The organism is Castellaniella sp. S9 (assembly GCF_027257175.1).
Classification (GTDB): Bacteria; Pseudomonadota; Gammaproteobacteria; order Burkholderiales; family Burkholderiaceae_B; genus Castellaniella.
On record NZ_JAPFGD010000010.1, the window covers coordinates 93,215 to 117,549 of the forward strand.

At 67.4% G+C, this 24,335-nt stretch carries 24 protein-coding genes; 9 read left to right on the plus strand and 15 right to left on the minus strand.

The window, feature by feature from the left end; translation table 11 throughout:
* Nucleotides 1–89 precede the first annotated feature (89 nt).
* The 10 genes from OOZ48_RS15970 to OOZ48_RS16015 all read right to left on the minus strand — a co-directional run bounded on the left by OOZ48_RS15970 (nt 90) and on the right by OOZ48_RS16015 (nt 10,752).
* Nucleotides 90–746 carry a GntR family transcriptional regulator gene (locus OOZ48_RS15970; RefSeq protein WP_269499814.1) on the minus strand — a complete coding sequence of 219 codons (657 nt, stop codon included), beginning with the start codon at nt 744–746 and terminating at the stop codon, nt 90–92.
* Between the two features lie 108 nt (nt 747–854).
* The gene (locus tag OOZ48_RS15975) at nt 855–1,787 is read right to left on the minus strand and encodes a 4-hydroxyproline epimerase (RefSeq protein WP_269499815.1); all 933 of its coding nucleotides are present in this window, start codon (nt 1,785–1,787) and stop codon (nt 855–857) included.
* 27 nt (nt 1,788–1,814) lie between these two features.
* Nucleotides 1,815–3,299 carry an aldehyde dehydrogenase gene (locus OOZ48_RS15980; RefSeq protein ID WP_269499816.1) on the minus strand — a complete coding sequence of 495 codons (1,485 nt, stop codon included), beginning with the start codon at nt 3,297–3,299 and terminating at the stop codon, nt 1,815–1,817.
* Nucleotides 3,300–3,308: 9 nt separating this feature from the next.
* Nucleotides 3,309–4,184: a 4-hydroxy-tetrahydrodipicolinate synthase gene (gene dapA / locus OOZ48_RS15985; RefSeq protein ID WP_269499817.1), complete on the minus strand. Its 876-nt coding sequence runs from the start codon at nt 4,182–4,184 to the stop codon at nt 3,309–3,311.
* A 113-nt stretch (nt 4,185–4,297) separates the two neighbouring features.
* The gene (locus OOZ48_RS15990; protein ID WP_269499818.1) at nt 4,298–5,554 is read right to left on the minus strand and encodes an NAD(P)/FAD-dependent oxidoreductase; all 1,257 of its coding nucleotides are present in this window, start codon (nt 5,552–5,554) and stop codon (nt 4,298–4,300) included.
* Nucleotides 5,555–5,762: 208 nt separating this feature from the next.
* Nucleotides 5,763–6,491 (minus strand): flagellar brake protein, encoded by a 729-nt coding sequence (locus OOZ48_RS15995; protein ID WP_269499819.1) that lies wholly within the window; start codon nt 6,489–6,491, stop codon nt 5,763–5,765.
* 89 nt (nt 6,492–6,580) lie between these two features.
* Nucleotides 6,581–8,020, minus strand: coding sequence for an NAD(P)(+) transhydrogenase (Re/Si-specific) subunit beta (locus tag OOZ48_RS16000; RefSeq protein WP_269499820.1), 1,440 nt, complete (start codon nt 8,018–8,020; stop codon nt 6,581–6,583).
* The gene (locus OOZ48_RS16005; protein ID WP_269499821.1) at nt 8,017–8,325 is read right to left on the minus strand and encodes an NAD(P) transhydrogenase subunit alpha; all 309 of its coding nucleotides are present in this window, start codon (nt 8,323–8,325) and stop codon (nt 8,017–8,019) included. The genes OOZ48_RS16000 and OOZ48_RS16005 overlap by 4 nt, the downstream gene beginning before the upstream one ends.
* Nucleotides 8,325–9,443, minus strand: a complete 1,119-nt coding sequence (locus OOZ48_RS16010) for a Re/Si-specific NAD(P)(+) transhydrogenase subunit alpha (RefSeq protein WP_269499822.1) — start codon at nt 9,441–9,443, stop codon at nt 8,325–8,327. The genes OOZ48_RS16005 and OOZ48_RS16010 overlap by 1 nt, the downstream gene beginning before the upstream one ends.
* Nucleotides 9,444–9,492: 49 nt before the next feature.
* Nucleotides 9,493–10,752 (minus strand): bifunctional O-acetylhomoserine aminocarboxypropyltransferase/cysteine synthase, encoded by a 1,260-nt coding sequence (locus OOZ48_RS16015; protein WP_269499823.1) that lies wholly within the window; start codon nt 10,750–10,752, stop codon nt 9,493–9,495.
* A 272-nt stretch (nt 10,753–11,024) separates the two neighbouring features.
* On the opposite strand from OOZ48_RS16015, the gene OOZ48_RS16020 reads away from it, so the two are divergent.
* Complete coding sequence (locus tag OOZ48_RS16020; RefSeq protein WP_269499824.1) at nt 11,025–13,601, plus strand: AsmA family protein; 2,577 nt, start codon at nt 11,025–11,027, stop codon at nt 13,599–13,601.
* A 47-nt stretch (nt 13,602–13,648) separates the two neighbouring features.
* A complete protein-coding gene (locus tag OOZ48_RS16025; protein WP_269499825.1) occupies nt 13,649–14,032 on the plus strand; it encodes an MOSC N-terminal beta barrel domain-containing protein in 384 nt (127 codons plus the stop codon).
* 42 nt (nt 14,033–14,074) lie between these two features.
* Here the strand turns inward: OOZ48_RS16025 and coaD are convergent, their stop codons facing one another.
* Nucleotides 14,075–14,584 carry a pantetheine-phosphate adenylyltransferase gene (coaD, locus tag OOZ48_RS16030; RefSeq protein WP_269499826.1) on the minus strand — a complete coding sequence of 170 codons (510 nt, stop codon included), beginning with the start codon at nt 14,582–14,584 and terminating at the stop codon, nt 14,075–14,077.
* Nucleotides 14,581–15,228, minus strand: a complete 648-nt coding sequence (locus OOZ48_RS16035; RefSeq protein WP_269499827.1) for an RsmD family RNA methyltransferase — start codon at nt 15,226–15,228, stop codon at nt 14,581–14,583. Before OOZ48_RS16035 ends, coaD begins: the two co-directional genes overlap by 4 nt.
* Nucleotides 15,229–15,287: 59 nt before the next feature.
* Here OOZ48_RS16035 and ftsY point away from each other — a divergent pair, with 59 nt between their 5' ends.
* The 7 genes from ftsY to OOZ48_RS16070 are packed head-to-tail and all read left to right on the plus strand — an operon-like array spanning nt 15,288 to nt 20,755.
* Nucleotides 15,288–16,466, plus strand: a complete 1,179-nt coding sequence (ftsY, locus tag OOZ48_RS16040) for a signal recognition particle-docking protein FtsY (protein WP_269499828.1) — start codon at nt 15,288–15,290, stop codon at nt 16,464–16,466.
* A 50-nt stretch (nt 16,467–16,516) separates the two neighbouring features.
* Nucleotides 16,517–17,698, plus strand: coding sequence for a bifunctional 3,4-dihydroxy-2-butanone-4-phosphate synthase/GTP cyclohydrolase II (ribBA, locus tag OOZ48_RS16045; RefSeq protein ID WP_269499829.1), 1,182 nt, complete (start codon nt 16,517–16,519; stop codon nt 17,696–17,698).
* A gap of 16 nt (nt 17,699–17,714) precedes the next feature.
* Nucleotides 17,715–18,254: a 6,7-dimethyl-8-ribityllumazine synthase gene (ribH, locus tag OOZ48_RS16050; RefSeq protein WP_269499830.1), complete on the plus strand. Its 540-nt coding sequence runs from the start codon at nt 17,715–17,717 to the stop codon at nt 18,252–18,254.
* Complete coding sequence (gene nusB / locus OOZ48_RS16055) at nt 18,247–18,732, plus strand: transcription antitermination factor NusB (RefSeq protein WP_269499831.1); 486 nt, start codon at nt 18,247–18,249, stop codon at nt 18,730–18,732. The genes ribH and nusB overlap by 8 nt, the downstream gene beginning before the upstream one ends.
* An 18-nt stretch (nt 18,733–18,750) precedes the next feature.
* Nucleotides 18,751–19,731, plus strand: coding sequence for a thiamine-phosphate kinase (thiL, locus tag OOZ48_RS16060; RefSeq protein ID WP_269499832.1), 981 nt, complete (start codon nt 18,751–18,753; stop codon nt 19,729–19,731).
* Between the two features lie 5 nt (nt 19,732–19,736).
* Entirely contained in the window at nt 19,737–20,249 is a 513-nt protein-coding gene (locus OOZ48_RS16065; protein WP_269499833.1) for a phosphatidylglycerophosphatase A family protein, read from the plus strand.
* Nucleotides 20,249–20,755: a CinA family protein gene (locus tag OOZ48_RS16070; RefSeq protein WP_269499872.1), complete on the plus strand. Its 507-nt coding sequence runs from the start codon at nt 20,249–20,251 to the stop codon at nt 20,753–20,755. The genes OOZ48_RS16065 and OOZ48_RS16070 overlap by 1 nt, the downstream gene beginning before the upstream one ends.
* A gap of 23 nt (nt 20,756–20,778) precedes the next feature.
* Here the strand turns inward: OOZ48_RS16070 and pyrF are convergent, their stop codons facing one another.
* The 3 genes from pyrF to OOZ48_RS16085 all read right to left on the minus strand — a co-directional run bounded on the left by pyrF (nt 20,779) and on the right by OOZ48_RS16085 (nt 24,290).
* Entirely contained in the window at nt 20,779–21,606 is an 828-nt protein-coding gene (gene pyrF / locus OOZ48_RS16075; protein ID WP_269499834.1) for an orotidine-5'-phosphate decarboxylase, read from the minus strand.
* 59 nt (nt 21,607–21,665) lie between these two features.
* On the minus strand, nt 21,666–22,055 hold the full coding sequence (locus OOZ48_RS16080; protein WP_269499835.1) for a diacylglycerol kinase: 390 nt from the start codon (nt 22,053–22,055) through the stop codon (nt 21,666–21,668).
* A 126-nt stretch (nt 22,056–22,181) separates the two neighbouring features.
* Entirely contained in the window at nt 22,182–24,290 is a 2,109-nt protein-coding gene (locus OOZ48_RS16085; RefSeq protein ID WP_269499836.1) for a serine hydrolase domain-containing protein, read from the minus strand.
* Nucleotides 24,291–24,335: the final 45 nt, after the last annotated feature.

Here is a 24,335-nt window from a genome sequence, read left to right on the forward strand (position 1 = left end):
GAAATAAATAGCCGGGCCCATGGCCCGGCGCTTGCAAACACAGAGGCCCGCACGCCAAGACGTGCGGGCCTCTGTGTTTGCAGGACCGATTAGATTTCTATGACCCGATGGGTGAACGCGGCCAGGCTGTCCATCAGGGCATCGGCACCGTCCGAGGCGGCGGTCGCGTCGCCGTTGAAGATGCCTTCGGCCAGCATCAGGTGACAGGCGGCGCCGCGCTCCAGGTCGCCCTCATGCTGGAAGGCATACCAGAAACGCCGGCATTGGATGATCATGGGCACGATGGCCTGCACGGCATATGGATTGCGACAGGCCTCGTGGTTCACGCGGTCCAGGGCTTGGTCGGCGTCCATGTAGCCCGCCAGGTCGCCCTGGCGGGCGCTTTCCACCATGTCGCGTGCGCAGTTCAGCAGGGCGTCGCGCTGGCCTCGGGTGGCGCGCTTGGCCGACGCGACGGCGATGAGGCGCTCAAGGACGCGGCGGGTTTCGATCAGCGTCAGGTGCTCGGCGATGCGGATCTCGCTGACCCGCAGGCCCCTGCGGGGCTGCTGTTCGATCAGGCCGCTGGCCACGAGCTGCATCAGCGCCTCGCGGATGGGTGTGCGCCCCAGTCCGGTAATCTGGATCAGCTCACTCTCGACGATGGGTTGGTTCGGCTCGAGCTTGAGCGTGGCGATCATGGTTTCGATGGCGTCGTAGGCGGTTTCGGTTGCGCGAGTCTTGACGGCCGGTGCTCCGTGAGGCATTGGTTTTCCTGCGTGGGATATCTTGTTATCTGTATGTGCCGGATATTTTTCCTGGATATCCATGTCATCCCTTCGATTTTACGCCATGCCAGGGGTTCGGGGCCCCGGTCATGGCTGGATGCCCCATTGGAACGGGTCGTCCTCGTGCAGAATCAGGCTGCCTTGCGCGCTGATGTGCGCACGCCCGCGCACTGTCGGGATGATGGTCTCGCCGTCGATCCTGTAGCTGGCCTCGAATTCGCTGCCGATGATGCTGGCCTGCCGCCAGATCTGGCCGGGTTCGAGCGTGCCGTCGGCAGCCAGGCAGGCCAGCTTTGCGCTGGTGCCGGTGCCGCAGGGCGAGCGGTCATAGGCCTTGCCGGGACACAGCACGAAATTGCGGCTGTCGGCCCGATCATCAGCGGCGAACAATTCGATGTGATCGATCAGCGCGCCGTCCCGGCCGCAGACGCCTTGGTCTTCCAGCGCCTGGCGCAATGCCCAGGTGAATTCGGTGAGCGCCTCGATATTGTCGCTGGCGATGCGTTGGCCGTGATCGCTCACGAGGAAGAACCAGTTCCCGCCCCAGGCGACGTCGCCCGTGATGCGGCCATGTCCCGGCAGGTCCACCTCGACGGCGTGATGCAGCCGGTAGGAGGGGACATTTTCGATACTGACGGATCCGTCGCCGAGCAGGCTGGCGGCGACATTGCCGACCGGTGTTTCAATGACATGGCGGCCCGTTGCGATGCGTCCCAGGTAGGCCAGGGACGCGATCACGCCGATGGTGCCGTGGCCGCACATGCCCAGGTAGCCGGTGTTGTTGAAAAAGATGACCCCTGCCGCGTGTGCGGGGTCGACCGGCTCGCACAGCAGGGCGCCGACCATGACATCGCTGCCGCGCGGCTCCAGCACCGTGGCCCTGCGCCATGCGTCGTAGCGTTCGGACAGGATGGCCTTGCGCTGGGCCATGCTGCCTTGGCCCAGTGAGGGGAAGCCATCCAGGACGAGCCGCGTAGGCTCGCCGCCGGTGTGGGAATCGAGAATGGAGATGCATGCCATGTTCGGCCCCTGGTGCGGAAAGTTGGATCAGCTATTGACGTACCAGATGGTCTTGATCTGCTGGTACTGGTCGAGTGCCTCCATGCCCTTGTCGCGCCCGCCGAAGCCCGATTGCTTGTATCCGCCAAAGGGCGTCGTGATGTCGCCTTCGGAAAAGCCGTTGACGGACACGGTGCCCGCGCGGATCGCCGAGGCGACGCGCTGCGCCCGCCGGACATCCAGGGTATAGAGCGATGCGGCCAAGCCGTAAGCACTGTCGTTCGCCAGGCGGATGGCTTCTTCTTCGGTCTCGAAGGTCGTGACGGCCAGGATCGGACCGAAGACCTCCTCGCGGAACAGGCGGGATTCGGGTTTCACATCATCGAAGATCGTCGGTTCGATATACCAGCCGCTGCCCAGCTCGCTGTGGACGCGTCCGCCATGGGCCAGGCGCGCGCCTTCGCTGACCGCCTCGTCCATGAAGCTGCGCACCTTGTCGAAATGGGCGCGTTCGACCATGGGGCCGATGTGGGTCGCTGCGTCCGTGGGCAGGCCCACCTTCCATTGGCCGAGCCGGTCCTTGAGCTTGGCGAGCAGCGCATCCTTGATGCTGCTGTGGGCGATCAGGCGCGAGCCGCAGCTGCAGTTCTCGCTCATGTTCCAGAACGCCGCGGCCAGCACGTGGTCGAGGATGTCGTCCAGGGCCGCGTCCTCGAAAATCACCTGGGGGCTCTTGCCGCCGCATTCCAGGACGATCTCCTTCAGGTTGCTCTCGGCCGAGTACTTGAGGAAGTAGCGCCCCACCTCCGTCGAGCCGGTGAAGGACACCATGTCGACGTCCATGTGGCGGCCCAGGGGTTCGCCGGCGGATTCGCCCAGTCCGGTGACCAGGGTCAATGTGCCCGGCGGGATGCCGGCCTCGTGGGCCAGCTGCGTCATCCGGTAGGCGCTCAGCGAGGTCAGCTCGGCGGGCTTGACGATGACGGCGTTGCCCGCGGCCAGTGCGGGGCCGACTTTCCAGGCGTACATCAGCGCGGGGAAGTTCCACGGCAGGACCACGCCGACCACGCCGATAGCCTCCTTGACGATCAGACCCAGGGCATCGGACCCGGTTGGGGAGATGCGCCCAAAGCATTTGTCGATGGCTTCGGCGTACCAGCGCAAGGTATCCAGCGTGGCGGGCAGGTCCGTGTTCAGGCATTCGCTGATCGGCTTGCCGGCGTCCACGCAATCCAGCGCGGCGAGTTCTTCGGCGTGCTCGGTGAGCAGGTCGGTCCAGCGCAGCATGATCTGCTTGCGCTCGGCCGGGGCCAGGCGCGACCACTCGCCGGATTCGAAGCTCTTGCGCGCCGCGAGGACCGCCGCGTCGACATCCGCGCGGGCGCCATCGGCGATGTGCCCGATCGTGCTGTTGTCGATGGGTGTCGTGTTGACGATGCGTGCCGTGCCCGCCGCATGTCCTGGAATCAGGTGGCCGGCCCACAGGGAGCCTGCGCGTGCCTGTTCAAAGATGGTTTGCACAATGGGGGACATGTCGACTCCTTAGTGTTTGTAGGCGTCCAGGAGCTGCTGGAAGGCTTGGGCTTGCCCGGCGGTCAGGGGGGCCAGGGGCCGGCGGATTTCACCGGGTTCGATGCCATGGCGCTTGGCGGCCAGTTTGGCTTTCTGGTTGAAATCGCTGGATTCCATGTCGTGGATGACCGGATACATGGCGGACAGGAGATCGCGGACCTCGTCCAGCCTGCCGGCCTTCGCCGCCTCGATCATGGCCACTTGCTCGGCGGGGAAGACGTTGGCGCTGCCGCTGATCCAGGCGCGTACGCCCCAGAACAGGAAGTCGGCCGCCTGCTCGTCGCAGCCGCACACGACTTCGAAGTCGGGGAGCTTGGCCTGGATCAGGGCCAGGGCCCGGCCGAAATCGCCGCTGCTTTCCTTGATGCCGACGATATTGGGGACTTTGGCGAGCTCGACGACGGTGTCGAACTCCAGGTCCACGCCCACTCGGTCGGGGAAGTTGTACATGATGATGGGCAGCGGCGTCGCCGCGGCGACCTCGCGGAAGTGCGTGATGACGCCATCCTGGCTGGGCAGGCAGTAGGGCGGGGCGGTCAGCATCAGGCCGTCATAGCCCAGTTCCTCGGCCTGCTTGGCGCGCTCGATGGAACCCTGGGTCGAAAAGGCGCTGATGCCCGCCACCAGGCTGACGCGGCCCTTGCCGACGGCGGCGATGGTTTCCATGACCTGGCGGCGTTCTTCTTCGGTGAACGCATAGTATTCCCCGGTCGTGCCGCAGGCGATGAGGCTGGTCACGCCCTGAGCAATGAAGTGCTCGGCGAGTTTGGCCAAGGCCTGGGTATCGACACCGCCATCGCGGGTGCTGGGGGTGATCATGGGGACGAAAACACCTTCGAGTTTCATGGTATGGCTTCCTTGTTGTGGAAAGTATTTCTCACCTGTGAATGCTTGGATCAGGGAGGCGAAAACCTGGTGTAACCCAGTTGAAAAAGAGCGTGAATCAAGGCCTGGGCGCGTCAGTGTCCGCGAAAGCGCCCTGGCCGATAGGGCGCGAGCGGGATGGCCGGCGGCTGGTCCAGGGCGATATCGCGTACCATCCGCGCCGTGGCCGCCGCCTGGGTCAGGCCCAGGTGGCCATGGCCAAAGGCATAGATGAAGGCAGGCTGGCGCGCCGACCGTCCAATGGCGGGCAGCGTATCCGGCAGGCTGGGCCGAAAGCCCATCCATTGTTTGCCGCCTTCGGCCTTGAGGCCTGGCAGGAATGCCTGGGCTTTCCGTAGCATGGTCGCCGAGCGGCGAAAGTCGGGCGCCCGCGAGAGGCCGCCGAACTCCACCGCGCCCCCGATGCGCAGGCCGCAGCTGAGCGGCGTGACGACGAAACCGTGCTGGCTGAAGGTCAGCTGGCGGCGCACGTCGAACGCGCCGGCCGGCAGCGTCGTGTTGTAGCCGCGCTCGGTCTCCAGCGGAATGCGGTCGCCGATCTGGCGCGCGAGGTGGTGTGACCACGCGCCCGCGGCGATGACCGTCTGCTGGGCGTCCAGCGTCTGCCCGTCGTCGAATGTGAGGCGCGTGCCGGCCGGGCCGCCGCCGATGGCGACCACCTCCCGTTGCAGGTAGACGGCGCCCCGGTCCAGGGCGCTTTGACCCACCGATACGGCGAATTCATGGGGGTCATCCACGGTCTGCCAGCCGGGGATGAAGGTGCCGTGGGTGAACCGGGGCGCGAGGCCGGGCTGCAGTTCGGCCAGGGCGTCGCCCTGGACATGGCGGATCTCGATGCCGTTTTGCTCGCGCCAGCGGGCCCCGGCCAGCGAAGCCTGGAATTCGCGTTCGCCCTCGTAGAGTTCCAGCGCGCCGTCCGAGTGCACCTGGGGTGCGAGCCCAGTGCGCAGCAGCATGGCGGACATTTCCTCGCGCGCCAAGGCCATGAGCTGGACCTGTGCCGCGACGGCGGCGTGAAAACGGTCGGCGCGGCTGGCGCGCCATAGGCGCAGCAGCCAGGGCGCAATCTGAGGCAGGTAGCCCGGTGGGATGGACAAGGGGCCCAGCGGATCGAAAAGCCATTTGATCGCCTTGCGGATCAAACCCGGCGACGCCAGGGGCATGATCTCGGCGAAACCCAGCGCCCCGGCATTGCCGAAGCTCGCTTCCAGCGCCTGGCCCCTGCGGTCGATCACCACCACGCGCTGACCGGCTTCGGCCAGGCTCAGCGCCGTCGTCAGTCCGACGATGCCCGCGCCGATGATGGCGACACTGTAGTCCGTATGCGTCAATTCACGTCTCCCTGAGCTTGCTTCCTTTTTCTGATGCGCAAGTAGGTCGATATTTACATATATGCTCGCAATATGCAAGCAATATATTAAAAACGAAGCCGCTCTCCTGGATATCCCTGAGTTGCGGCGGGATGGCGGTGTGAGGCTGCGAGCAGCCTGGCGGAATCACGCCGTGGGCTGACGTGTGGGGGTCAGTTCAGGGGCGCCTTTATTCCAGGGCCCAGCGGCGTGCCATCATGGCGCGTTCCAGCTGGCCGATGTATTGCTGGATGGCGATCTGCTTGTTGGTCCCGAGGTTGAAGTATTTGCAGGCCACGGTCTGCGTGGCCTTGCCGCTCTCGGGCGTGATCTCGGCGGTGCGCAGGACGCGCAGGCCGACTTCGATGGTCTGGACGCCGGGCATGTCCAGGCGGCCCATGTAGATTTTACCGACGGTCTCGCCCAGCAGGTGGTCTTTGTCGACCAGGCGCAGGCCGCCCGCACTGATGTCGTGCACGGGGAAGACGGCCTTGGCGCCCTCCATGGGCGGATCCAGGACCGTGAAGACGGCCGGATTCTTGGTGGGCACCTCGACGCGAAAGAACTCGCGCCGTTGCAGGCGGTACAGGCTTTGGGGCCGTGCCATGAGGAACGCCGGGCTGTCCTCCCATTGTGTGGGCGACAGGGTGCCGTGGAACTCGATCAGGATGCGGTCCAGTGTGGCCTGGAAGCGCACGGACGGTGCCGCCAGCAGCCGGGTGTTGACGTCGGCGGCCGCGGCATTGTCCAGGTACAGATCGCCCGAGGCCCCCTCGATGTCGAGGATGGTCGAGATCACCGCCGTGGCGTGGTCGGGCACGTCCAGGCGCACCAGGGTGCGCTTGCGCCGCAGGGCGTTCAGGATCGACTGGATTTCGAGGGGCTGAGAGACCAGGTACTGGTCGTCGCGTCTGTGCATGGCGGCATCGGGCGTGGATCGGGGCGGCTTATTCTACTCGACGCGTCCACGGGCGCCGCCGCCGCATGGCGGCGACGGCGCCCGTGGGCTCATTCGAGGGTCTTGACCATGTCCTCCAGGACTTTCTTGGCGTCGCCAAAGACCATCATGGTCTTGTCCATGTAGAACAGCTCGTTGTCCAGGCCCGCGTAGCCGGCCGCCATCGAGCGCTTGTTGACGATGACGGTGCGCGCCTTGTAGGCCTCGAGGATGGGCATGCCGGCGATCGGCGAATTGGGATCGTTCTTGGCCGCCGGGTTGACCACGTCGTTGGCGCCCAGCACCAGCACCACGTCCGTCTGGCTGAACTCGCTGTTGATGTCGTCCATTTCGAACACCTGGTCGTAGGGGACCTCGGCCTCGGCCAGCAGCACGTTCATGTGGCCGGGCATGCGGCCGGCCACCGGATGAATGGCGTACTTGACCGTGACGCCCTGGTCCGAGAGCTTGGCCGCCAGTTCCTTGAGGGCGTGCTGCGCCCGGGCCACCGCCAGGCCGTAGCCCGGGACGATGGTGACCGATTCGGCGTTGCTCATGAGGAAGGCGGCATCGTCGGGGCTGCCCGACTTGACGCTGCGCTGGGCGCCGTCGCCGGCCCCGGCCGCCGCGGAGGGCTCGGCGCCGAAGCCGCCCAGGATCACGTTGAAGAACGACCGGTTCATCGCCTTGCACATGATGTAGGACAGGATGGCACCCGACGAACCCACCAGCGAACCGGCGATGATCAGCATGGGGTTGTTGAGCGAAAACCCGATGCCCGCCGCCGCCCAGCCCGAGTAGCTGTTGAGCATCGAGATCACCACGGGCATGTCCGCACCGCCGATCGGGATGATGATCAGCACCCCCAGGACGAAGGCGATCGCCGTCATCAGCACGAAGGGCAGCCAGGACTGCGTGGCCATGAACCAGAAGCCGCAGGCCAGCATGGCGACGGCCAGGGCCAGGTTGAGCATGTGCTGGCCGGGGAAAACCACCGGAGCGCCCTGGAACAGGCGGAACTTGTATTTCCCCGATAGCTTGCCGAAGGCGATCACCGATCCCGAGAACGTGATCGCGCCCACGAAGGTGCCGATGAACAGTTCGAGCCGGTTGCCGGTGGGGATGGGCGCGCCGGCCGCCGCGATGCCGAAGGCGTGCGGTTCGGCGACCACGGCGATGGCGATGGCCACGGCCGCCAGGCCGATCATGCTGTGCATGAAGGCGATGAGCTCGGGCATCTTGGTCATTTCGACCTTGCGCGCGAGCAGCGTGCCGACGGTGCCGCCGATCAGCAGGCCGAGAACGACGCGTCCCAGGCCCAGCGCGCCCGCGCCGTCGCGCGCGAGGCTGATGATCAATGCCGCCGTGGTGAGGATGGCGATGGCCATCCCGACCATGCCGAACACGTTGCCGCGCCGCGAGGTCGTTGGATGCGAGAGGCCCTTGAGCGCCTGGATGAAGCAGACCGAGGCGACCAGGTAAAGCAGGGTGACGAGGTCCATCGAGATCATCGCTGGCCTCCCTTGCGTTCCTTTTTCTTGAACATCTCGAGCATGCGCTGGGTGACCAGGAAGCCGCCGAATACGTTGACGGCGGCCAGTGCCACGGCGAACACGCCCATGGATTGGGCGAGCGAGCCTTCGGTCAGGCCGGTGGCCAGCATGGCGCCGACGATGACGATGGCCGAGATGGCGTTGGTGACCGCCATCAGCGGGGTATGCAAGGCGGGGGTGACGTTCCACACCACGTGGAAGCCCACGTAGACGGCCAGCACGAAGATGATGATGTTGACGAGTGTCGGATTGACGGCTTCCATTAGGCGCTCCTGAGAACCTGGCCGTCCTTGCAGACCATGCAGGCTTTGATGATCTCGTCGTCCTCGGCCAGGGCCGGGCGGCCCTCGGCGTCGGCGACCAGCTTCATGAAATCGAGGATGTTGCGGGCATACAGCGCGGATGCATCCGTGGGCAGCAGGGCCGGCAGGTTGGCGAGCCCGACCAGCGTGACGCCGCCGTGCCGCACGATCTGGTCGCGCACCGAGAGCGGGCAATTGCCGCCGCGCTCGACCGCAAGGTCGACGATGACCGAGCCCGGCTTCATGGCCTCGACCGTTTCCGGCTGGATGAGGGTCGGCGCCGGCCGCCCCGGGATCAGGGCGGTGGTGATGACGATGTCGGCCTGCTTGCAGCGCTCGGCCACCAGGGCCGCCTGGCGCGTCATCCAGGCCGCGGGCATGGGGCGCGCGTAGCCGCCCACGCCCTCGGCGATCTCGCGTTCCTCGTCGGTTTCGTAGGGCACGTCGATGAACTTGGCCCCCAGGGACTCGACCTGCTCGCGGGCGGCCGGACGCACGTCCGAGGCCTCGACCACCGCACCCAGGCGGCGCGCCGTGGCGATGGCCTGCAGGCCGGCCACGCCGGCGCCCAGGATCACGGCGCGCGCGGCCTTGAGCGTGCCGGCTGCCGTCATCATCATCGGGAAGATGCGGCCGTAGTATTGCGTGGCCAGCAGCACCGCCTTGTAGCCGGCCAGGTTCGCCTGCGAGGACAGCACGTCCAGGCTCTGGGCGCGGGTGATGCGGGGGGCGGCCTCCAGCGCGAAGGCCGTCAGTCCCGCCTCGGCCATGGCCTGCAGGTTGTCGCGGTCGAACGGATCGAGCATGCCCACGAGCAGGGTGCCGCGCCGCATCTGCGCGCGCTCGGCCGCATCGGGCGCGCGCACCTTGAAGACCAGTTCGCTGGACAGCGCCGTGGCCGCATCGACGAGCTGGGCGCCGGCCTGCTCGTAGTCCGCGTCCGGATAGTGCGCGGCCTCGCCGGCGCCCCGTTCGATGCGGACGTCGTGGCCGGATTTGACGAGCTTTTTGACGGTCTCGGGCGTGGTGGCGACACGGGTTTCGCCGGGTGTTGTCTCGCGTGGGATCCCTATCTGCATGGTCCCCCCGCCGCTGCGCTGTTCATTGGACGGTTCCTCCTGTGATGAATTATCGGCTGGCGGCCAGTGCCTGGTCCAGGTCGGCCAGGATATCGTCGATGTGCTCGATGCCGATCGACAGCCGGATCATATCCTCGCCCACGCCGGCGCTGGCCAGTTCCTCGGGGCTGAGCTGGCGGTGCGTGGTCGAGGCCGGGTGGCAGGCCAGGGACTTGGCGTCGCCGATGTTCACCAGCCGCAGGATGAGCTGCAGCGCGTCGATGAACTTGGCGCCGGCCTCGATCCCGCCCTTGATGCCGAAGGACAGGATGCTGGCCGGCGGGCCGCCCATGTATTTGCGCGCGAGGGCGTGCTCGGGGTGGCTTTCGAGGCCCGCGTAGTTCACCCAGGCGACGTTCGGGTGCGCATCGAGGAAGCGCGCCACCGCCAGTGCGTTGCTGTTGTGGCGCTCCATGCGCAGGGCCAGGGTCTCGATGCCCTGCAGGATCAGGAAGGCATTGAAGGGCGACAGGGCCCCACCGGTGTTGCGCAGGGGCACCACGCGGCAGCGCCCGATGAAGGCCGCCGGACCGAAGGCCTCGGTGTAGACCACGCCGTGGTAGGACGGGTCGGGCTCGTTGAGCATGGGGAAGCGGTCCTTGTGCTCGGTCCAGGGGAAGGTGCCGCCGTCGACGATGGCGCCGGCGATGCTGTTGCCGTGTCCGCCCATGTACTTGGTGAGCGCATGCACCACGATGTCCGCGCCCCATTCGAAGGGCCGGCACAGCGCCGGCGAGGCCACGGTGTTGTCGACGATCAGGGGAACGCCGTGGCGGTGGGCGGCCTGGGCGATGGCCTCGATGTCGACGATGTTGCCGGCCGGATTGCCGATGGTCTCGCAGAACACCGCCTTGGTCTTGCCATCGATCAGCGCCTCGATCGCGGCCACGTCGTCGTGCGGCGCGAAGCGCACCTCGAGCCCCTGGCGCGGGAAGGTATGGGCGAACAGATTGTAGGTGCCGCCGTAGAGCTTGCTGGTCGCGACGATATTGTCGCCGGCCTGGGCGATCGTCTGGATGGCGTAGGTCACAGCGGTCATGCCCGAGGCGACGGCCAGCGCGGCCACGCGCTTTTCGAGGACGTCAGTCGTCGGGTTCATGATCCGGGTATAGATATTGCCTGCGACCTTCAGGTCGAACAGGTCGGCGCCGTGTTGCGTGTCATCGAAGGCATAGGAGGTGGTCTGGTAGATGGGCACCGCCACCGCCTTGGTCGTGGGGTCGGGCGTATATCCGGCGTGAATGGCGAGGGTGTCGAATTTGTGGCTCATTGGGGTGTCCTGTCGTGTTCCGGGTCTGGCGCCGTGAGGGCGAACGTTCAATCGTAACGGCTACGAACCCTCATGGGCAGAAATTTCTTGAATGTCTTTATTCCTACGGGTTATATACAACAGTCCAGACACTGCTGTCGATAGCAGTGGAAGGCGAAACAAGGTGTATGCGAGCCGCCTGGGCGTCGTACGCAGCCGCGCCATGGGTTAGCATGCTGGAGTATTGCCTGCTGGACGGCGGGCCGTAGCCATTGGGTGAGCGCAGGATTCATATGAATGTTTGGTTGAAGCGGATCGTATTCGGTCTGGTCGTCGTCGTGATCGCCGCGACCGTCGGGCTGGCCATTTTCCTGTTGACCTTCAATCCGAACGCCTACAAGGACAAGCTCCAGAGCCTCGTCTACGCCCATTATCAGCGCACCCTGACGATCGACGGCGACATCAGCCTGTCCCTGTTTCCGCGTATCGGCCTGTCGGTGGGCGACGTGGCCCTGTCCAACCGCGACGGCAAGGATGTCTTCGTCTCCATCGAGAGCGCGCGCTTTGCCGTGGCGATCTGGCCCTTGCTGTCCAACCGGCTGGTGGTCGACCACGTGGCGGTCAATGGCCTGAAGGCCTGGGTCACCCGCGATGCCGAGGGCCGGTTCAACTTCAGCGATCTGATCGGCTCCGAGGCGGCGGCCGGCGCGCCGTCCGCGGCGGGGGTGGCCGTGGCGCCGGTGGCGTTGGCGGCCGGCGCCCAGCGTGCCGAGCTGGACATCGATATCGCGGGCCTGGAGCTCAAGGATGGCCAGGTCCACTACCTGGACCAGCGCGACGGCATGTCGGCCACGATCACCGGTATCGAGGCGGCGACCGGCCGGGTGACCTACGACCAGCCCTTCGACGTCTCGGTCAAAGGCGACCTGGCGGGCCACGATCCGGCGCTGGATGCGCATTTCGAGGCGCAGGCGCTGCTGCGGCTGAATCCCGCCGTGAGCGGCTACGGGGCCCAAAAGATCAACGTCCAGTTCACGGGGCGCGCCGGCAACCTGGACAAGGCCGCGGCGGCGCTCAGGGGCAACCTGGCCTACAACGGGACCGAGCGCACGTTCTCCGCCGGAAACCTGGAGCTGACGGTGTCCGGCGACGTGCTAGGCGCCCATCCCGTCAGTGGCCTCAAGGCCACCCTGTCCGCGCCCCGGATCCGGCTGGACCAGCGCAACGCCGAGCTGCAGATCGACAAGCTCGCGCTGCGCGCATCCGGCAAGGACGAGCTGGGCGACGTAGAGCTGGCGTTCGATGCGCCCGCGCTGTCGATTTCGCCTGAGTCCGCGCAGGGCGACCCGGTGACGGGCACGGTCAAGGTATCCGGCAGGAACACGCTTGCGCTCGCCTTCAAGCTCGAGGGCCTGTCGGGCAATGCCAACGAGCTGCGCCTGCGGACGATGACGCTGGACGGCGGCATCACTCAGGGGGATCGGCTGACGCAGCTGCAGCTCACCTCGCCCCTGACCTGGGACCGGTCGCTGCGCAAGGGATCGCTGTCGGCGATCAAGGGCGACCTGAGCATCCGGGATGCGGCCTCCGAGGCGCCCGTGTTCGAGTTCCCCTTGATCGGCAGCGTCCATCTGGACCAGGTCAAGGACACTCTGGATGCCGACATCAACGCGGTGATCGAGGGCGGCCAGTTCGGCTTCAAGTCCCAGACGCAGCGACTGGCCGACCCGCAGACCCGGTTCGCGCTGACGGCCGATCGGCTCGACCTGAACCGCTGGCTGGCGCCCCCGCCCAGTCCCGCCAAGGCGGAAAAGGGCGCCGCAAAAGCGGCCTCCGACGGCGAATCGGCCGCTGAGGCATCCCCGGCGCCGTCCGCGCCGCAGCCGGCCCAGCAGGCCGCGGACAGCGAACGGATCGACCTGTCCTTCCTCGAGGACCAGGACATTGCGGGCACCATCGCGATCAACGACTTGCGCGTCCGTGACGTCCAGTTGCGCGACTTGTCGGCGAACCTGAGCGTCCAGAACGACGCGCTCGAGGTCTCCAAGCTCGCGGCCAAGCTTTACGAGGGCACCCTGACCGGTGGATTCAGCGCGACCGCCGACCAGGCGTTCGCCGCGCAGCTGGCGCTCGACAAAGTGGCGGTCGAGCCCTTCATGCGGGCCCTGATCGGCCAGGGCCACCTGTCGGGCACCGCGGGCGCGCGCGCCGACGTGCGTGCCCGCGGCGCCACGGTCGATGACCTCCTGCGCTCGTTCGAGGGACGCGTGACCTGGCAGGTTCGCGACGGCGCCGTGCACGGCATCAGCGCCTCGCAGTCGCTGGAGGACGCCTCGGCGGTCCTGCTCAACGTCCTGAAGGGCCAGCCCGGCTCGATGCACAACCCTTTCGAGGCGGGCCGCCGCACGGCCTTCAGCGCGTTTGACGGCCGAATCGATTTCCAGCGGGGGCAAGGAAAGGTGTCCAAGCTCTCGCTGGTCTCCGATCTGGTGCGGGTCAGCGAGGACAAGCCGGCCCTCATCGACCTGCCGGGGCGGCGGCTGGATCTCATGCTCAAGGCCCAGGTCACCAGCCGGCCGCCCAAGGCGCTGGCCGGCGTCATCGGGCCTTTGCTGGGCGCCACCGTGCCGGTGCGGATCTCGGGGCCATTCGAACACCTGGCCTATGGCGTGCAGTGGTCGAGCGTGCGCAACCAGGCCATCAAGGACGCCCTCAAGACGGGGCTGATGGATCTGCTCCCCAGCGGCATCGTCCCACCGGGGGCGCCCTCGGGCGGACAGGCCGCGCCCCCGCCGCCGGCCGAGCCGGCCAAGGCGCCCGATCCCGTCAAGCGCATCGGCGAGGCCCTGAAGGGGCTGCTCGGCCAATAGGCGGCATGATTTCCGTATTCCCTTGAACCCGAAGAGACTGTTTTCCGATGACCACTCGAGCCAGCACCCCCATCGCCGCCTGCCAGGCGTTGAATGATCCCGACGCACTCGCCTACGATAGGCGCTGGCTCGTGGTCGACGAGAACGGCCAGTGGCTGGATGCGGCGCGCGCCGATGGCCTGTCGCGCATCGAGCTCGGCATCCGCTTCGGCTACCTGGTGCTGCGCGCGCCGGGCATGTTGCGCCTGGACATCCCGATGGACGTGATCGAGGATGACGACAGCGTCGTGGGCGAAGCCCGGGTGGACGCGCAGGCGGTGCGCGTGGTCGACGAGGGTGAGCTGGCGGCCGCCTGGCTGACGGAACTGCTGGGCAGGCCCGCGCGCCTGGTCAAGGTCCATCCCGAGGCGGATCCGGTCGCCTGGCCCTGAGCCTCGGCGGTCGGGCCGGCGTGGGTCCTCGGGCGGCGCCGTTCAGGCGTCGGTGGCGTCCCGGCTTTCGCGCAAGGCCTTGGCCTTGCCGTGCAGCCAGCGCTCGACCGAGGGAAAGACGAACTTGCTGACGTCGCCGCCCAGAATGGCGATTTCGCGCACGATCGTGCCCGAGATGAACTGGTATTGATCCGACGGAGTCATGAACAAGGTCTCGACCTCGGGCAGGAGGTGGCGGTTCATGCCGGCCATCTGGAATTCGTACTCGAAATCCGACACGGCCCGCAACCCGCGCACGATCACGCGGCCGTCCTGTTCGCGGACGAAGTCCTTGAGCAGGCCCGCGAAGCTGTGCACTTCGACGTTGGGGTAGTGGCCCAGCACCTCGCGGGCGATCTCGACACGCTCCTGGACGGTGAAGAACGGACGCTTGTTCGGGCTGTGGGCCACGCCGACCACCACCCGGTCGAACAGGCTTGCGGCGCGCCGTACGAGATCCTCATGGCCTCGGGTCAGCGGATCGAAAGTTCCAGGATAGACGGCGGTGATCATTCGGTCTCCGTATCGTTGTCGTTGGCGGGCGGCCCGCCGCGGGATGGCGGGCGCCGTATTTCAGGATTATTCAATGTTTTTTGCATTGCAGCAAACTGGAAGAGGCCGAAGTGGACCTGGCCCGCACGGGCCTGCCGCAGCGGGCGTAAAGCCGGGGGAACGTCCGCCACGGCCTGCCCGGATTCGATGTACACCAGCCCGTCCGGGCGCAGCGCACGGCCCAGCAGCGGCCAGAGCCGCTCGAGCCAGCCGTGGTGAAACGGCGGATCCAGCAGCAGCAGATCATAGTCCGGCATGCGCTGTGCCCGCAGGAAAGACAGCGCATCGCCCGCATGGATGCCGATCCGTTCGGCCTCGAGGCGGGCCTGCAGCGCGCGCAGGGCCGCCAGTGCGGCGGGCGCGCTCTCGACGAGCTGTGCACGGGCAACCCCGCGCGAAGCCGCCTCGAAGCCCAGCGCGCCCGTGCCGGCGAACAGGTCCAGCACGCGCTTGTCGGCGAACTCGCCGCCCCAGAAATGGGCCAGCCAGTTGAAGAGCGTCTCGCGCACGCGGTCGGGCGTGGGCCGCAGGTGCTCGACCTGCGCCACCGGAATCGGCGTGCGGCGGTATTCACCGCCTACAATACGGACATGGTGTTTTTTCATGCAGCGCCCGGCGCTCGGCCGGGCTTCGTACAATTGCTGGATCGACTAGTGTAAATCGTATGTTCAGCTTTTTTAAACGCAAGAAACCCGCGGAAGACGCGCTCGACGAGGTGATTGCCGCTCCCGAGGCGCCGCCCGACGAGGCGCGCCTCGCGCAGGCCCTGGCGTCGATGCAGGCTGCCGCAGACGCGCCGCCGCCCGGCGAGGCTATCGCCGAACCCGGCGTCGCGGCCGAGGCGCCCGCCGAACCCGTCCAGCCGCCCGACGCGTGGTCCGACCGGCCCGATGCGGCGGCCCCTGCGGACCTGGCCGCGGCCGAGGCGGGTTCCTGGCTGTCGCGCCTGCGGCGCGGCCTGTCGCGCACCGGTCAAAGCATCGGCGGGCTGTTCGTGGGCGTCAAGGTCGACGAGTCCCTGTTCGACGAGCTCGAGACCGCACTCATCATGGCCGATGCCGGCGTCGAGGCCACGCAAACGCTCATCACCGCCTTGCGGGCGCGGGTGCGCAAGGATCGGCTCGAGGATCCGGCGGCGGTCAAGGCGGCCCTGCGCGACATCCTGGCCGAGCACCTGCGGGTCCTGGAAAAGCCCTTCGTGGTGGGCGAGGCCGCGCCCATGGTCGTGATGATCGCCGGGGTCAACGGCGCCGGCAAGACCACCTCCATCGGCAAGCTCGCGCACGCGCTGCAGGCGCGCAAGGCCAGCGTGCTGCTGGCCGCGGGCGACACGTTCCGCGCCGCGGCGCGCGAGCAGCTCGTCGCCTGGGGTGCGCGCAACAACGTGACCGTGATCGCCCAGGAGGGCGGCGACCCGGCAGCGGTCGCGTTCGACGCGGTCAACGCCGGGCGCGCCCGGCGGGCCGACGTGGTGCTGATCGATACCGCCGGCCGCCTGCCCACGCAGTTGCACCTGATGGAGGAACTCAAAAAGATCAAGCGCGTGATCGGCAAGGCCGATGACGCCGCGCCGCATGAGGTCTTGCTGGTGGTCGATGGCAATACGGGCCAGAATGCGATATCCCAGATTCGCGCCTTCGACGCCGCCTTGCAGCTCACCGGCCTGGTGGTGACCAAACTGGACGGTACCGCCAAGGGCGGCACGCTGGCGGCGGTCGCCGCCGGCAGCCAGGGCGTGCGGCCGATTCCCGTCTACTGGATCGGCGTGGGCGAGGGCATGCATGACCTTCAGCCTTTCGTCGCCACCGAGTTCGCCGACGCCTTGCTGGGCGGCCGGGCCTGAAAGCCCCGTCGCGGGGCGGTTAAAATGTTCGATTCCCTTTAAGGTCTCTTATGAGCGCAAGCACCGACGCCGAATTCGAGGCGGCGCAATCCTTCGAAATTTCCCCCGTCCCCGAGATCGTCGCCGAATTGCGCGCCGGGCACATGGTGATCCTGGTCGACGAGGAGGACCGCGAAAACGAAGGCGACCTCGTCATGGCCGCCGACTTCGTCACGCCGGATGCGATCAATTTCATGGTCACGCACGCCCGCGGCCTGGTCTGCCTGACCTTGACCCAGGACCGCTGCCGGCAGTTGCAGCTGCCGCTCATGGCCAACCAGAACGGCACGCGCTACGGCACCAACTTCACGGTATCGATCGAGGCCGCCGAAGGGGTGCAGACGGGGATTTCCGCCGCCGACCGGGCGCGCACCATCCAGGCGGCGGTGGCGCGCGACGCGCGTCCGTCCGACCTGGTCCAGCCGGGCCATATCTTTCCGGTGCGCGCGGTGCAGGGCGGCGTCCTGGTGCGCGCGGGCCACACCGAGGCGGGCTGCGACCTGACGGCCATGGCGGGCTTGACGCCGGCGGCCGTCATTTGCGAAATCCTCAAGCCCGACGGCAGCATGGCGCGCCTGCCGGACCTCAAGGTCTTCGCCCGCCGGCATGGACTGAAGATCGGCACCATCGCCGATCTGATCCAGTACCGCGGCGAGCACGAGTCCATGATCGAACGGCTGGCCGAGCGCGACGTGCGCACGCCCTGGGGCGAGTTCCGTCTGGTTGCCTACAAGGACCTCGCCTCCCACGCGCCGCACCTGGCCCTGGTCCACGGGCGGATCGATCCCGACGACGAGACACTGGTGCGCGTCCACGAGCCCACCAGCGTGCTCGACCTCTTGTGCGAGGGGCCTACGCGCCACAGCTGGACCATTCCGGCCGCTCTGAACACAATACGCGAGGCGCCCAGCGGCGTGCTGGTCATGATGAACTGCGAAGGCATCGAAGGCCTGATGTTCGGCCAGCTCGATGCCTGGAACCGGGGCCTGGATGCGCAAGTCCCAGGCCGCCAGGGCGACGGCGGGCGCAGCGGCCTGCGCACTTTCGGCATCGGCGCCCAGATCCTGCGCGACCTCGGCGTGGGCCGCGCGCGTCTGCTGGCCCGGCCGCGCAAAATGCCCAGCATGGCGGGTTTTGCGCTGACCATTACGGGTTACCATAGTGAACCCGGCGACTCTTGCGCCAACACTTGATGATGGATGCGCGACTATGAATCCTTACGTGATGACTCCCGACATGAATGGGGAAGGCCTGCACATCGGCATCGTGCGCGCCCGTTTCAACGCCGAGATCGGCGAGGCCGAGCTCGCAACCTGCCTGAACGAACTGGCCGCGCTCGGCGTGGACGAGCGCGACGTCATGGTCGTGAGCGTGCCCGGGGCACTCGAACTCGGCGTCGCCCTGGCCCAGATGGCCGAGACCTTCGAATTCGATGCGCTGATCGCACTGGGCGCGGTGATCCGCGGCGAGACCTACCACTTCGAGCTCGTCAGCAATGAAAGCGCCGCGGCCATCAGCCGTATCGCCCTCGAGACCGGCATCCCGGTGGCCAACGGCGTACTCACCACCGACACGGACGAGCAGGCCCAGGCGCGCGCCGCCGACAAGGGCCGCGATTGCGCGCGTGCCGCCGTCGAGATGGCCAACCTGGTCGCGGCCCTCGAGCCCGAGTCCGAGGATGACGACTACGATGAGGATGATGACGACGACGAGGATGATGACGAGGACGTCGAGGACGCCGATGACTGATCCCCGGGCGGCGCGCGCGGGCCGCGGCAATGCGCGTAGCGCGCGCCGCATGGCGCGCGAATTCGCCCTGCAGGGCATCTACGCCTGGCTGCTGCGCGGCGGCGAAGACCTGGGCGAGCTCGGCGAGATCGATGCCCACGTGCGCGACGGCGAGAATTTCGGCGATGCCGACATCCAGTGGTACCAGACGCTGCTGCAGGGCACGGTATCGCAGGCCGACGCGCTGCGCGAGCGCTTCAAGCCCTACATCGACCGCACGATCGCCGAGCTTTCGCCCATCGAGCACGCGATCCTGCTGATCGGCAGCTTCGAGCTCGTCCACCACGTCGAGGTTCCGTACCGGGTGGCCATCAACGAGGCCGTCGAACTCGCCAAATCGTTCGGCGGCACCGACGGATTCCGCTTCGTCAACGGGGTGCTCGACAAGCTCGCCGCCGATGCGCGCGCGGCCGAGGTCGGGGCTGGGACGCGGCGCTGAAGCGGCTGGGGCACACCCATGCGGTCCGACAGTGAATTCGACCTGATCGCCCGGTACTTCTCATGGCCGGCGCCCGCGGGCATGCTGGGCGTGGGCGATGACTGCGCCCTGCTGCCGGTGTCGCATGGCTTCCAGATGGCCGTCAGCAGCGACATGCTGGTCGAGGGCCAGCATTTCTTTGCCGACGTCGACCCGGCCGACCTGGGATACAAGGCCCTGGCCGTCAATCTCTCCGACCTGGCGGCCATGGGCGCGCGTCCCGTGGCCTGCACGCTGGCGCTGTCGATTCCGCGCATCGACCATGACTGGCTGAAGGCCTTCTCGGAAGGCTTCCAGACGCTGTCGCGCCAGGCGCAATGCCCCTTGGTGGGCGGCGATACCACGCGCAATCCGGCGGGCGTGGTGATCAGCGTCACCGTGATGGGCGAGGTCCGCCGCAACCATGCCCTGCGCCGCGACGCGGCCAAGGTCGGCGACGACATCTGGGTGACCGGCCACCTGGGCTCCGCGGAACTGGCCTTGCGCATGCTGCAGGGCCGGCTGCCCGCCGACGCGGCGCGTCTGGCCGCCGCCCGCCCGGTGCTCGAGCGGCCCTGGCCGCGGCTGCGCTTTGGCCAACGGCTGGCGGGCATGGCGCATGCCGCTTTGGACATTTCCGACGGGCTGTTGCAGGACCTGGGCCACATCCTGCGCGCCAGCCAATGCGGCGCCGACCTCACGTTCGATCGCATTCCCGCCGCCCCCGTCCTGGACGGACTCGACGAGGCGCTGCGGCGCGACATGATCCTGGCGGGCGGCGATTGCTATGAACTGTGCTTCACCGCCTCGCCCAAGCGGCGCGAGCAAATCCAGGCCACGGCGCGCCTGCTGGACGTGCCGGTGTCGCGCATCGGCGTGGTGGTGCGCGGCGACGCCCTGCGGGTGCTGGATGCCGACGACAACCCGCTGCCTCACGGGCCGGGCGGCTACGACCACTTCCGGGCCGCCGGCACCCCCTGACGATCATGGCGCATCGGGATCCGCGCGATTCGCCCGCAGCGCCGACCGCGGCCTGGGTGTTTTCACGTCCCGACCGCCTGCTGGCATTCGGCCTGGGGGCGGGCCTGTTGCGTCCGGCGCCCGGCACCTGGGGCACCCTCATGGGCTGGCTGCTCTGGGTCGCCGTGCTGGGCCGCCTGCCCGATGCCTGGATTGCCGGCGTCCTCGTCCTGGCCTTCGCGCTGGGATGCTGGGCCTGCCAGCGCTGCGGCCGCGCGCTTGGCGCGCCGGATCACGGCGGCATGGTCTGGGACGAGGTCGTCGCCTTCTGGCTGGTCCTGTGGCTGACGCCGGGCGGCATCTGGATGCAGGCGCTGGCCTTCGTCCTGTTCCGGCTCTTCGACATCCTCAAGCCGCCGCCCGTTCGGACCTTCGACCGGCGGCTCAAGAACGGTTTCGGCGTGATGCTGGACGATATACTGGCGGCGGCCTATACGCTGCTGGTCGTGGCGGTGATCGTGCGCATGGGAGGCGGATGATGGGCAACAGGGAACTCGAAACTCTCGCGGGCGAGGTCGGCGCGGCATTGCGGGCCGCAGGCTGGGTCTGCGCCTGCGCGGAATCCTGCACCGGCGGGCTGCTGGCGGCGGCCCTCACCGCGCGGCCGGGCTCCAGCGCCTGGTTCGATCGCGGCTTCGTGACCTACAGCAATGCCGCCAAGGTCGAGCAATTGCGCGTCGGCAACGATACGCTGGAGCGTTTCGGCGCCGTCAGCGAGGAAACCGCGATGGAAATGGCAGCGGGCGTGCTGGCCACCGCGCGCGGCGCCCACCTGGCGCTGTCCACCACCGGGATCGCCGGGCCGGACGGCGCCACGCCGGGCAAGCCCGTCGGCATGGTGTGCTTCGGCGTCGCGCGGCGCGCCGGGCCTGGAATCGTCACGCGCGCCGTCACCCATGTCTTCGAAGGCGACCGCGAGGCCGTTCGCCAGGGTGCCGTGACCTTCGCCTTGCGGCTGGCCCTGCAGGACATCAAGCAGGCTTGAGGCGCCGCGCCGTCCTGCCGGCCTCAGTGCCCGTCGATCAGCGCCAGCCGGATGGCGCTGCGCGTGGCGCGGGCCGCCTTGGCCGCCGCCTCGGTCCAGTCCTCGCCCCGGCCGGCATACAGGATGGCGCGCGACGAATTGATCATCATGCCCCGGCCCGCCGGCGTGCGGCCCGCACGGACCGTGGCGCGGATATCGCCGCCCTGGGCGCCGATGCCCGGCACCAGCAGCGGCATGTCGCCCACGCGCTGGCGCACCAGGCCGATCTCCTCAGGATAGGTGGCGCCCACCACCAGGGCGCACTGGCCCGTCGTGTTCCACACCCGCGCCACCTGGTCGGCCAGGTGCAGGTACAGGGGGGTGCCATTGGCCAGCCGCATGTCCTGCAGGTCGGCGCCGCCGACGTTGGAAGTGCGGCACAGGATGATGACGCCCCGGTCGCCGTAGTCCAGGTAGGGCTGGATCGAGTCCCGCCCCATGTAGGGGTTCACGGTCACCGCGTCGGCACCGTAGCGCTCGTAGGCCTCGCGCGCATATTGGGCCGCCGTGCTGCCGATGTCGCCGCGCTTGGCGTCCAGCACGATGGGCAGTGCCGGATGATGCTCGCGGATGTGGCGGCACAGGTCCAGCAGCTGGTCTTCGGCCCCTTGCGCGGCGAAATAGGCGATTTGCGGCTTGAAGCCGCAGGCGTAGGGCGCCGTGGCGTCCACGATCGCGCGGCAGAACTCGAACACCGCGTCCGGCCGCCCCGCAAGTTCCGCCGGCAATCGTTGTGGATCGGGGTCCAGGCCCACCATCAGCAATGAATCCTGGGTTTCCCAGGCGCGATTCAGTTTTTCGATGAAGTTCATGTCGGGCGGTGATCGGTATCGATCGGTTGGCGGTTGATGAGGGATGCGCGCCGTGCCGTTCAGGCCGGCCACCAGCGCGGGACCAGGATGGACATCCAGACCGCCCCCGTCAGCAGCAGCGTCAACAGCACCGCCGCGCTGCCCAGGTCCTTGGCCCGGCCCAGCAGCGGATGATGGTCCGCGCTGACGGCATCGGCCAAGGCCTCGATGGCTGAATTGACCAGCTCGACCACCAGCACCAGCACCAGCATGCCGGCCAGCAGCAGGCGTTCGGTGGTGGAATTGCCCAGCCACAGGCCCAGCGGGATCAGTATGGCGGACAGCGCGACCTCCTGGCGGAACGCCGCCTCATGGCGCCACGCCGCACCCAGCCCCTGCAGCGAATAGCCGAAGGCGCGCACGATGCGGATCAGGCCGCCGGTGCTCTTGTAGGGTGAGGATTGGGTCATGATGGCGCCGATGGGGGACGTGTCGGCATTGTAATGGAAGGGGGGCGGTGGCACGGCGCCCAGATTCTAGGGCGCTGCTGTGAAGGCTTCGTTGCGTTGCGCGGATCGTCGCGAATGCTCGCGACGTCAGCTCAGCGTGATGTCGGCGGTGCTGGCCGGTTCGCCGTAGATCATGACGAATGCATCGCTGCCTCCCGGCAGGCTTGCGCTGCCGTTGCCTTCCACGAACTTCAGCGCCTGCCACTGGTCATCGTACAGCCGCCAGGCGCGTGCGCCTGCCACGGTCAGTGCGGTGGCGGTGGTGCTCAGTTTGCGAGGCTCGGAGTAGCCCTCGGCTCCCATGACGATGGCTGTCGTCGTGCCTGTCGGCACCGTGGGAATGGTGCCCACGGGCCGATAGCGATAGCCGCCGAAGACCAGCCATTCTTCGCCCCCTTGCGACTCTACGATCAACTCGTACAGGTCGCGGCCGAAGTTCACCGGGATCTTCATGAACTGGCGGGTGCGTTCGTCAGTATCCGGCAGCAGCGGTTGGCGTCCGTCGATTTGCACATATCCCGGCAGTTCGGTGATGTCGCTCAGGACCACCCCGGGCGAGTCGGTACTGAGCATGGTCGAGGATTCATGCTCGTTGACCAGTACCCAGCGTTTGCCCACCCGACCCTGCCAAGCCGCCGGGAGGGCTGGTGCAGCGGCAATCTGCTGGCCGTATGGCATGGAATTCCAGTAATGGCTGCCCTTGTTTGCAAAGCGCATGATCAGATAGCGGTAGGGGCCGCTGTCGGCGATACGAAAAGACCGGGGCGAGCCCTCGGCGGAAAACCAGCCGTCCTCGCGCAGGCGCAGCCCGGCGGCAACCGTCGTCCAGCCGCCGGACTCGTAGCGCGCCAGCGTGACCGAGCCATCCCCGTTCTTGACCGCCCGGCTGACACCCTCGAAGCTGCCGTAGTACCCTGCAATGGCGTCGAGCGCCGCGTCGCTGGCCGTCACCGCCGGAGAAAGCGTCGTTGGCAGGGCTTGCGGCAATTGCGGCAGCAGCCGCTTGTCGACCAGGGCGTGCAGCAGGATGCGTTCGGCCAGGGCGCCTGCGCCGTAGGCCAGGCTGGTGCCGGTGATCATCACGGCCAGCCCGGCCTCGGGCATCACGAAAAAGTCGCTGCCGAAAAATGTCGTGCCGCCGTTTTTTTCCCAACACGCAAAGCCGACTGCGCGCAGGCCGGGGTGGTCGGCATTGTCCCACCCCAGGCCCCATTTCCATTGCGGGGTCGGATTCAGCGTGACGCCGGTCGTCTGGTCGCGGCCCATTTCCGCCACGGCCGGGGCCGATAGAATCCGCCGGCCCTTGAACTCGCCCTGCTGCAGGAACATCAAGGCCAGGTTCATCATCTCGGTGGGCGTGCTGCTCAGGCCGCCGGTGCCGTAGGCATTGACGTATTCCTGTCCTTGATCGACGCCCATGAAGCGCGCGTGCGCAACGCTGCCGGCGGGATAATGGGCCAGGGGAAAGCGGCTGAGGTCCATGCCCAGCGGCTGCAGGATTTCCTGGGAGACAAAGACCGCGTAGGATTTTCCGCTGACGGCCTCGACGACGCGTTCGGCCATGGTGAAGCCGTCGTTGCAATACACGGCCAGCTCGCCCGGTGTGTGCTTCAGATGCTCGCCGGCCAGTACGGTCTGCGTACGGCGGGCGTAGCCCGGCAAGGGTTGGAACGAGAATATATCGTTGTAGTTCGCCCCCGGGAATCCCGACGTGTGGCTCAGCAGCATGCGGACCGTCACGTTCGCGTACTCCGGCGACAGCATCAGGAAATCGTGCACGTAGGTATCGACCGGCTTGTCCAGGTCGACCTGGCCGCGATCCACCAGGATCATCACTGCCAGGGCGACGAAGACTTTGCTGACCGAGCCGATGTTATATAGGGTGTTGACTCCGGCGGGCTGGCGGCTGGTGTCGTCGATCGTGCCGAAGGCCTGTTGCCAGACGAGGCGCGGGCCGTCGATCAAGGCCACCGAAACCGACGAGGTGTCCGTGTCGCCCATGGCCTGGACGATCGCGGCCTGGCCGTCCCGGATGGTGGCCGAATAGTCGACCTGGCCGGCGCCGGAATCGGAATTGTCGCAGGCCGCCAGCGGCCCCAGCATCGATCCTGCCAGTGCGGCTTGCAGGACGCCGCGGCGTCGCGGCGAGGCCGGGGCTGCGAGGTCATGAACGCGTGGACTGTCGTCGGCGGCCATGAGACCTCCTGTTTGAGGTTTGAAATGAAAAGTGTATAGATCGTA

Excerpts from the sequence above, each read along its gene's own strand:
- OOZ48_RS15970 (WP_269499814.1), bottom strand. The coding sequence starts at position 746 with ATGCCTCACGGAGCACCGGCCGTCAAGACTCGCGCAACCGAAACCGCC.
- OOZ48_RS15975 (WP_269499815.1), bottom strand. The coding sequence starts at position 1,787 with ATGGCATGCATCTCCATTCTCGATTCCCACACCGGCGGCGAGCCTACG.
- OOZ48_RS15980 (WP_269499816.1), bottom strand. The coding sequence starts at position 3,299 with ATGTCCCCCATTGTGCAAACCATCTTTGAACAGGCACGCGCAGGCTCC.
- dapA (WP_269499817.1), bottom strand. The coding sequence starts at position 4,184 with ATGAAACTCGAAGGTGTTTTCGTCCCCATGATCACCCCCAGCACCCGC.
- OOZ48_RS15995 (WP_269499819.1), bottom strand. The coding sequence starts at position 6,491 with ATGCACAGACGCGACGACCAGTACCTGGTCTCTCAGCCCCTCGAAATC.
- OOZ48_RS16000 (WP_269499820.1), bottom strand. The coding sequence starts at position 8,020 with ATGATCTCGATGGACCTCGTCACCCTGCTTTACCTGGTCGCCTCGGTC.
- OOZ48_RS16005 (WP_269499821.1), bottom strand. The coding sequence starts at position 8,325 with ATGGAAGCCGTCAATCCGACACTCGTCAACATCATCATCTTCGTGCTG.
- OOZ48_RS16010 (WP_269499822.1), bottom strand. The coding sequence starts at position 9,443 with ATGCAGATAGGGATCCCACGCGAGACAACACCCGGCGAAACCCGTGTC.
- OOZ48_RS16015 (WP_269499823.1), bottom strand. The coding sequence starts at position 10,752 with ATGAGCCACAAATTCGACACCCTCGCCATTCACGCCGGATATACGCCC.
- OOZ48_RS16020 (WP_269499824.1), top strand. The coding sequence starts at position 11,025 with ATGAATGTTTGGTTGAAGCGGATCGTATTCGGTCTGGTCGTCGTCGTG.
- OOZ48_RS16025 (WP_269499825.1), top strand. The coding sequence starts at position 13,649 with ATGACCACTCGAGCCAGCACCCCCATCGCCGCCTGCCAGGCGTTGAAT.
- coaD (WP_269499826.1), bottom strand. The coding sequence starts at position 14,584 with ATGATCACCGCCGTCTATCCTGGAACTTTCGATCCGCTGACCCGAGGC.
- OOZ48_RS16035 (WP_269499827.1), bottom strand. The coding sequence starts at position 15,228 with ATGAAAAAACACCATGTCCGTATTGTAGGCGGTGAATACCGCCGCACG.
- ftsY (WP_269499828.1), top strand. The coding sequence starts at position 15,288 with ATGTTCAGCTTTTTTAAACGCAAGAAACCCGCGGAAGACGCGCTCGAC.
- ribBA (WP_269499829.1), top strand. The coding sequence starts at position 16,517 with ATGAGCGCAAGCACCGACGCCGAATTCGAGGCGGCGCAATCCTTCGAA.
- ribH (WP_269499830.1), top strand. The coding sequence starts at position 17,715 with ATGAATCCTTACGTGATGACTCCCGACATGAATGGGGAAGGCCTGCAC.
- nusB (WP_269499831.1), top strand. The coding sequence starts at position 18,247 with ATGACTGATCCCCGGGCGGCGCGCGCGGGCCGCGGCAATGCGCGTAGC.
- thiL (WP_269499832.1), top strand. The coding sequence starts at position 18,751 with ATGCGGTCCGACAGTGAATTCGACCTGATCGCCCGGTACTTCTCATGG.
- OOZ48_RS16065 (WP_269499833.1), top strand. The coding sequence starts at position 19,737 with ATGGCGCATCGGGATCCGCGCGATTCGCCCGCAGCGCCGACCGCGGCC.
- OOZ48_RS16070 (WP_269499872.1), top strand. The coding sequence starts at position 20,249 with ATGGGCAACAGGGAACTCGAAACTCTCGCGGGCGAGGTCGGCGCGGCA.
- pyrF (WP_269499834.1), bottom strand. The coding sequence starts at position 21,606 with ATGAACTTCATCGAAAAACTGAATCGCGCCTGGGAAACCCAGGATTCA.
- OOZ48_RS16080 (WP_269499835.1), bottom strand. The coding sequence starts at position 22,055 with ATGACCCAATCCTCACCCTACAAGAGCACCGGCGGCCTGATCCGCATC.
- OOZ48_RS16085 (WP_269499836.1), bottom strand. The coding sequence starts at position 24,290 with ATGGCCGCCGACGACAGTCCACGCGTTCATGACCTCGCAGCCCCGGCC.